Below are 5,171 nucleotides of genomic sequence, written 5' to 3'. Positions count from 1 at the left end.
GATCAAGCTGGCGCTGTCCGACGCGCGCGCGCCACCGGGCCGAGCTGGGAGCCCTCGGCGGTGGCTCCCATCCTGGCGCGCTCCACGGGGCCCCGCTCCACCTGTCCAACGCGCGCGGGTTCCACGGGCCCAGCAGGCGAGTTGTTGAGGAGCGGAGCGCTACGGCGCGGGCCCAAGGTCGGCAAAGCCGCGATGATCTGCACGAAGAGTCTAGAGGCGCTTCTAGAGCGCGTGGACCGCGAGCCAGAAAGCCCCAGGCTCAAGCGGCGCCCCGCCCGGCGCGATACCTGGCGGGGGGAGAGTGAGAGCGCGGCGATCCTCAAGCTGATTCGGCCAGCTTGAGCGCAGCACGGCGGGCAGGCAGCAGCGTAGAATCCTCGGGGTGCTCCAGCTTGATCGGGCTCTTGATCATCGGGGGCACCTTCACGTTTTCGTAAAAGCGCTTCGTCGTGTTCGCGGAGTGGTGCCCCACCACGGCGGCAACAGCGGCCAGGGGGAGCCCTCCCGACTTGGGCCGCACTTCTTGTCCGCACTCCGAGGCCCACGTTACGAAGCTATGCCGCAGCTGAGGCATCCCCTCATATGAGGCCGAAGGTTTGGCAGAAAATGGGTTGGTCCCTGACGAGTTGAGCGAAGCGAGCCATGAGAGGGAGGAGGCGGTGCTCAGGCATGTTGGGGATGGATTGGTAGTACATGCAGCCTTGGCGAAAGAGCGAGTAGGTGCGGCGCTTGGAGGTGTTGGCCTTGAGGTAGCGCTCCATCCCCAGGCTCTCGCCTGCGGCGCCCAGCAGCGTCAGCAGCGCACCGGCCAGGGCGCCCAACAGCAAGAGCCTGTCGCGCCGCTCCGGCTCGGCGAGGTGCATGGCAGACAGACCCATGCCGAAGCGCAGGTCCTTGATATCCCGGAACTTCTCTTCAATGGTGAATCTGCGGCCATAGAGCCGAATCACCTTGGCGGCCGAAGCGTTCTGCAGGCTGGTGGCAAGGCACCAGGGCTCCTTCATGCCCTTCTTCTTCACACACACCACTGCGCCCACCTGGTAACGGTCCGCAGTGACGCGAGCCTGGGGCAGCTTGCGGGCACGGCCCGCCTCGGGCACCCACTGGGCTGCCGTGCGGCGCTCGCCCTGGGCGTCAGTCACGCGGATGCACTGGCGGAAGCGCACCACGTAGTCGAAGCCCAGGTGCCTCAGCAGCGGTGTGGTCATCGGCGTCAAAGTCCGTCCAGTCCAGGGACACCACAGCCTCGGTGCGCCGGCCCAGCACGTAGAGCACCCACAAACTGAACAGGTGCCACACGTTGATACCGTCGTTGGACAGCATCCGGTCCACCTGCTTCACCCCGTGCTTGCCCTGGGTGCCTCGGGCCATCGCCAGCCCTCGTCCGCTGGCGTACACCGACAGGCTCGCCGCATGGATGGCTCCCAGCGTCGCCAGGGCCAGCGACAGCACTCGCTTGGCGTGAAGGTCGTCCCCGAAAAGCTGGGAGAGGTACTCGTGAACCTGCTGCTCGTTGATGGCCGGGGGTCTCACCCTTCAAGTAGTGCAAGCCACACCCTACCCATTGCATCAGACGAGCCAGCCAGCCCTTACCCGCCTGCCCGCAAAAATGAGGGGATGCTTCAGTCGAGACACGGCAACCCCGTGCTGGCGCGTGAGAAATGACGCGCCAGCACGTGTCTCAGGTCTGGGACAGGAAGGCCTGCTTCGAGGCCTACTTCCGCGGGGAGCTGCGAGTCGGCGCGGGGGGCTGTGGCTGCTCGGAGCCCTTCTGCTGCACGAGCGGCACCCACTTGTCCTGGGTGAGGTAGACGCCGGTGGCGGTGGCCAGGCTCAACAGCACCACGGCGGCCACCCACTTCAGCTTGCCTCGGGACGAGCGGGAGCGCTGCTCGGCGGCGTGCGCCTCGAGCACCCCCAGCTCCGCGTGCGTCAGGTGCGCCAGGGCCTCTGTCTCCGTGAGCTTCTGGCGCTGGCGCAGGAAGCCCACCAGCAGCGCCGGGTGGGAGACTTGCACCTCGCGCGCGAGGTACAGGTCCAGCTCACGCCGCATGGCCGCCGCGTCCGGGAAGCGCTTCTCCGGCTTCACCTCGAGCGCCCGCTTGACGACGTTGGCCAGCGGCGCGGGCACCTGGGGTGCACCCTTGTGGAGCGGCGTGTACTTCCCATCGCGGATCTTCGCGAAGATCTCTCCCGCCGTCTTCCCCTGGAAGGGGCGTGCGCCAGTGAGCGCCTCGTAGAGCAGCACCCCGAGCGAGAAGATGTCCGTGCGCGGATCCAGCTGCGCGCCCGTCACCTGCTCCGGGGACATGTACGCGGGCGTGCCCACCGCCATGCCCTGCTGGGTGAGCGCCACCAGGTCCACGTCCTTGGCGATGCCGAAGTCCATCAGCTTCACCTCACCGGCCTTGGTGAGCATGACGTTGCCGGGCTTGAGGTCGCGGTGGATGATGTGACGGAAGTGCGCGTGGTCCAGCGCGCTGGCGATGCGGGCGCCGATGACGGCGGCCACGTCCGGGGGCAGCGGCCCGTCCTTGATGAGATCATGGAGCGTGGGCCCGTCCACGTACTCCATGACCATGAAGAGGCTCTCGTTCTTCTCCACCAAATCGTACAGGGTGACGATGTTCTGGTGCCGGAACGCGGCCAGGGCGAGCGCCTCGCGGTGGAAGCGGGACAGGGACTCCTTGTCCTTCTGGGCGTCCGGGAGCAGCTCCTTGAGGGCGACCTCGCGCTGGAGCTGCTCGTGGAGGCCCTTGTACACCTGGGCCATGCCTCCACGGCCCAGTTCTCCGAGCACGCGGTAGGCACCAATCTTGCGATGACGAAGCGGCGTCTTTTCCAACTTGTCCTTCTCGGGAGCAGCCACGGCCCGTACGGTAGCGAGTTGCGCGCGGACCGTCGACAGCTGTGGTTGCCTTCCTGCTGGAGAAGCGGGCAGGCCCTCACATCCCGCCTGACTCCAGGTAGGCTGCGCCTTCCATGAACCTCCGACTTCTCCTGCCTCTCATCGCCCTCTTCTCGCTGGGGGGCTGCATCGTCATCCGGGACAGAACGACCGTGGTGAAGCCGGCCAAGAGCAAGAGGGACTGCCACCCCAGCCAGTACTGGGATGGCAGCGAGTGCCGCCACAAGGGCCAGGGCAAGGGTGCGCGAAAGCACGACGGGTGACGTGGCTCCCGCGTTCTACCCCGAGAGAAAAGTTCCAGGTTCAACAGTCTTGAGCCCTGAAAGCACACTTGCAGCCGCGCCTGTGCCTGCGCCGATGAAGGAGGCTGCTGGCGCGCAGGTGACGCTGCTGGACGGCGGCGCCGAGGCCTATCCCCGCATGCTGGCGGCCATCGCGTCCGCCACGCGGCGGGTGCACCTGGAGGTCTACACCTTCGAGCGGGAGGGCGTGGGCTCGCGCTTCGTGGCGGAGCTGACGGCGGCGGCGCAGCGGGGTGTGGAGGTGAAGGTGATCGTCGATGGCTGGGGGAGCATGGGCGAGAGCGGACCGCTGAAGGCGACGCTGCAGGCCGCGGGGGCGAAGGTCCAGATCTACAACCCACTCACCTCGCTCTTCACGGGGCGAGCGTGGCGCAACCACCGGAAGATCCTCCTGGTGGATGACCGGGTGGCGTTCATCGGCGGCGTCAACATCGGCGACGAGTACATGGGGGCGGAGGGAGAGCCCGGGTGGGCGGACCTGGTGCTGGAGCTGCGAGGGGACATCTGCGTGCAGCTGGGCGCGAAGCTGCAGGCCGGGAGGGTGGAGCTCGTCTCAGGGCCCGTGCGGGTGCTGCTGTCGGGCTTCAGCGGGGGACGGCGGCTGAAGAACCGGTATCTGATGGCGCTCAAGCATGCGGAGCAGCAGGTGGTGCTGGCCCACGCGTACTTCCTGCCGGATCGAGGCTTCATGCGCGCGCTGACTCGGGCGGCGAGGCGGGGTGTGTCGGTGCACCTGCTGCTGGCGGGGCGCAGCGACGTGCCGTTCGCGCGAGCAGCGACCATGCGGCTGTACCGGTACTTCCTGCGAGGCGGCGTCCACATCCACGAGTGGACCGCCTCCACGCTGCACGCGAAGGCGGCGGTGGTGGATGGGAAGCGGCTGCTGGTGGGCAGCTTCAACCTGGATCCGCTGTCCATGGTGAACCTGGAGACGCTGGTAGACGTGGAGGACGAGGGGGTCGCGGCGCAGGCCACCGCGTGGCTGGACAAGCACCTGAAGGCCTCCCGGCCCATCGTCCTGGCGGACTGCTCGCGCACGGGGCTGCAGGCCTGGCTGTTGGACATCCTGGGGCTGGCCGGCGCGCGCTTCGCCGAGGCCTTCGCCAACTTCATGGGGCGGAGGCGTCGGCGGTAGGGCGCGAGTTCAGCTCGCTGGAGGTGCCGGTGCCACAGGCGAGCGCAGCGACTCGGCAGGCAGATCTGGCGCCGCGACGTGCCGGATGAGCGACTCGATGGGCTTCGGGTCCGCCACGCGCCGCGCCAGCTCCAGCAACACCATCTGGCTGCGCACCGGCGCACCCTCCTGCCCCACGGGCACGTACGAGCCGTCCCGCTGCAGCCGCCGCGCCTTCACGTTGTCCTTGAGCCCCACCCCCAACACCTCGTCCAGCAGGCGCTGGCGCAAGGCCGGATCCTCCACGGGGAACATCGTCTCGATGCGTCGCAGGAAGTTGCGTGGCATCCAATCCGCGCTCGACGCCCACACCTCGGTCTGCGCCCCCTCGCCAAAGGCGAACACCCGGCTGTGCTCCAGGAACCGATCCACCACGCTGGTCACGCGGATGTTCTCACTCACCCCTGGGACTGCCGGCCGCAGGCAGCAGATGCCTCGCACCAGCAGCTCGATCTTCACCCCGGCCTGGCTCGCCGCGTACAGCGCCTTGATGACGCTGGCGTCCACCAGTGAGTTCATCTTCGCCACGATCCGAGCCGGCTCGCCCTTCTTCGCCTTCTCCGTCTCACGGTGGATGAGCCCCAGCACCTTCTCCTGCAAGCCCATGGGCGCCACTGCCAGCCGCTTCCACTGTGGCGCTGTGGAGTACCCCGTCAGCAGGTTGAAGAGCGCCGTCACGTCCTCGGCGATCTCCTGCCGCGCCGTGAAGAGCGACAGGTCCGTGTACTGCCGCGCCGTCGTCGGGTTGTAGTTGCCCGTCCCCAGGTGCACGTAGCGACGAATGCCG

The 5,171-nt window shown here is 67.8% G+C and carries 4 protein-coding genes and 2 pseudogenes; 2 read left to right on the top strand and 4 right to left on the bottom strand.

Features of this window, described 5'->3' with window-relative positions; all coding sequences use genetic code 11:
* Nucleotides 1–319 precede the first annotated feature (319 nt).
* The 3 genes and pseudogenes from VD972_RS37995 to VD972_RS37985 all read right to left on the bottom strand — a co-directional run bounded on the left by VD972_RS37995 (nucleotide 320) and on the right by VD972_RS37985 (nucleotide 2,773).
* Entirely contained in the window at nucleotides 320–520 is a 201-nt protein-coding gene (locus VD972_RS37995; protein WP_324993718.1) for a hypothetical protein, read from the bottom strand.
* A gap of 58 nt (nucleotides 521–578) precedes the next feature.
* Nucleotides 579–1,533: pseudogene (locus VD972_RS37990) on the bottom strand (transposase).
* A gap of 181 nt (nucleotides 1,534–1,714) precedes the next feature.
* Nucleotides 1,715–2,773, bottom strand: coding sequence for a serine/threonine-protein kinase (locus VD972_RS37985; protein WP_414654194.1), 1,059 nt, complete (start codon nucleotides 2,771–2,773; stop codon nucleotides 1,715–1,717).
* Between the two features lie 209 nt (nucleotides 2,774–2,982).
* On the opposite strand from VD972_RS37985, the gene VD972_RS37980 reads away from it, so the two are divergent.
* Together VD972_RS37980 and VD972_RS37975 are read left to right on the top strand one after the other, a co-directional pair.
* The gene (locus VD972_RS37980) at nucleotides 2,983–3,171 is read left to right on the top strand and encodes a hypothetical protein (protein ID WP_324993717.1); all 189 of its coding nucleotides are present in this window, start codon (nucleotides 2,983–2,985) and stop codon (nucleotides 3,169–3,171) included.
* A 94-nt stretch (nucleotides 3,172–3,265) separates the two neighbouring features.
* A complete protein-coding gene (locus VD972_RS37975) occupies nucleotides 3,266–4,345 on the top strand; it encodes a phospholipase D-like domain-containing protein (RefSeq protein ID WP_324993716.1) in 1,080 nt (359 codons plus the stop codon).
* Between the two features lie 9 nt (nucleotides 4,346–4,354).
* On the opposite strand, the pseudogene VD972_RS37970 reads toward VD972_RS37975, so the two are convergent.
* Nucleotides 4,355–5,171: pseudogene (locus VD972_RS37970) on the bottom strand (RNA degradosome polyphosphate kinase); the annotation flags it as partial.

Origin of the sequence: Hyalangium sp. (assembly GCF_035629615.1) — a bacterium.
Lineage (GTDB): Bacteria > Myxococcota > Myxococcia > Myxococcales > Myxococcaceae > Hyalangium.
Note: the sequence above shows the minus strand (reverse complement) of the source record. Positions and strands in the feature narration are given on the sequence as shown.

Excerpts from the sequence above, each read along its gene's own strand:
- VD972_RS37985 (WP_414654194.1), bottom strand. The coding sequence starts at position 2,773 with ATGGCCCAGGTGTACAAGGGCCTCCACGAGCAGCTCCAGCGCGAGGTC.
- VD972_RS37980 (WP_324993717.1), top strand. The coding sequence starts at position 2,983 with ATGAACCTCCGACTTCTCCTGCCTCTCATCGCCCTCTTCTCGCTGGGG.
- VD972_RS37975 (WP_324993716.1), top strand. The coding sequence starts at position 3,266 with ATGAAGGAGGCTGCTGGCGCGCAGGTGACGCTGCTGGACGGCGGCGCC.